Genomic DNA, 2100 nt, shown 5'->3' with positions numbered 1-2100 from the left:
CCCCCCAAAAGGACAAACGTATTGTAGGTGAAGATATTATAGGACATTGGCGCGCTGTGGACAATGATTACAGAACTGCTACATATGCAAACTTATTCTTTTACCGAGATTCTACAGCTATTTTTGATTGTATCTCAGATACCGTCATGTTTTTGCGTTATAAGCTCGTCAAAGACACCTTAATTATAATAGATGAGAATAAAGTATGTACAAAGGATCCCATTCAAACACTTAACTCCAAAGAATTGGTTCTAGAAAGTTTGAAAGACTCGGAAAATAAGCAATGTTTCATAAGAAACGAAACATCTGGCGAACAGTTTGATAGTTCATTTGTGAGGGAATTCATGTGAATGTGTATCTCATGCCCATAAAATAAAATACGATCCGTGGACAATATTTGGATGCAGCGAACGTCATAACATCGAAGGCATCCGAAAGGCCGAAGAACCTCATGGAGGGACAGCAACCACTCCACCGCTCCCACGCAGATAGGGCATGAGCATTCTACTTGCGATGCCAATTTGAATAGACATTCTCCTATTAGTACTCATGTTGGAGTTAGATTTACACCTATGTCATGGACAAATCCATTCCTAAAGATATATACATATAAAAATTAAGTAAATGATTCTGTTTTTTCGCATATTAGTGGCTCTTACAATGTACATTGTTTTTACAAATTGCGCAAGAGTGAAACATAACTACGTTGAAAAAGGAAATTGGGTAAGACTTCAGGAAGGAGAAACTATAGATGGTTATACACGTTTGGGTGATAGCATCTATGGCGGTTATGCAGATTCTGTATATCTACATTCTTATATGCGAGCATTGAAAGGTGTGGATGTAAAATCATTTAAAGTATGTAAGAATACAGGATATGCAAAGGATATACAAAGGGTATACTATCCTTTAAAAATTGTTTGTGAAGATGCAGAAGATGGTGGAGGGTGCTATTTTGAAGAATATATCATAGAAAAAGCCAATCCCGTGTCATTTAAATATATTGGAGATAGATATGCTTACTGATGGAGAAAAATTATTCTATGAAGGTCGGGAAGTGGACTGGTCACTCCTTAAGCAAAAATAAAGTATATGGTTATCATTTATCTCACGGCAGTAATATTATATTCACATTATAATAAGGACTTGCGCACGAATTTCTGGGACATGGATTATAATACAAACAGAGGAGGGAATACCCCATTTTAGACACGTCACAATAAAAAAAGAAATGAAGAAAATATATTCTGTTTGTATTTTTATGGTGTTGCCTTTCTTAATAGCTTGTAACGAGAATCATAGTTTCTCACTTGATGAGAGCCGGCAACTTTTGATAGTGCATAACTTTTTACATATGGAAATAGAGTCCGACTGTCTAGATCCTAGCGAAAGTCATCTGTTCTTCATTACAAAGAAAAATGAATTTGACACTAGGAGTTGTGACACAATAAACTTTAAAACGTATCGTCTGAATTATCTGTGGAGGAAATGAGCAGTTATGGTATTACTAAAAATCTTCGGAGAATTAAGTTTCGTCCCAATACAAGATATGTTGTAATCCATTCAGGAATGGGAGCTCAGGTGTATATCAAGGAATATTTCTGGGCAGATTCAAAGGGAAAATTAAGAAGAACTCGAAATCCAAAGTAGTGCTTTGTACAAAGAGGTAAATAAGCATGTGTAGTAAAGTAACGATTAAGTAGTACCTACCATGCAGCAGGACAAATAGTTCGCCTTTCGGGCAATAAACAGGGGCATGAAAGCGTTGTTATTGACAGGATAGGTTATGACAAGGACGGCCATACCGTCTACACCAAGCTGGGCAACGGCACGGAAACGACCTACACCTACGACAAGCAGCGTGAACGTCTGCAGGCGATGAACCTTACGGCGGACGGCCGGGCTGTGATGGAAAACAAGTACCAATACGATGCTGTGGACAATATCTTGGGTATCACCAATGCCGTAGACCCGACACAGGCCGATAATGGCAATAGCAGCAAGGCGAAACTTGGCGGCGCTTTCAACCACACTTATGCCTACGACGACCTTAACCGTCTGATAAAGGCAAACGGAATGGCGGAGGGTGCGAAGTATGAA

At 38.8% G+C, this 2100-nt stretch carries 2 protein-coding genes and 1 pseudogene; all 3 read left to right on the top strand.

Going from position 1 to position 2100, the window contains the following annotated elements:
- Positions 1-350 (top strand): hypothetical protein (locus BN93_RS18505; protein ID WP_044259945.1); only part of this gene is annotated, 350 nt, incomplete at its 5' end.
- 340 nt (positions 351-690) lie between these two features.
- Positions 691-1026: a DKNYY domain-containing protein gene (locus BN93_RS06200; protein WP_198007494.1), complete on the top strand. Its 336-nt coding sequence runs from the start codon at positions 691-693 to the stop codon at positions 1024-1026.
- A gap of 744 nt (positions 1027-1770) precedes the next feature.
- Positions 1771-2100: pseudogene (locus tag BN93_RS16645) on the top strand (RHS repeat-associated core domain-containing protein); the annotation flags it as partial.

This window comes from Prevotella conceptionensis 9403948, assembly GCF_000312305.1.
Taxonomy (GTDB): domain Bacteria; phylum Bacteroidota; class Bacteroidia; order Bacteroidales; family Bacteroidaceae; genus Prevotella; species Prevotella conceptionensis.
The sequence above is the reverse complement of the archived record's forward strand: the minus strand, read 5'-3'. Positions and strand labels throughout refer to the sequence as shown.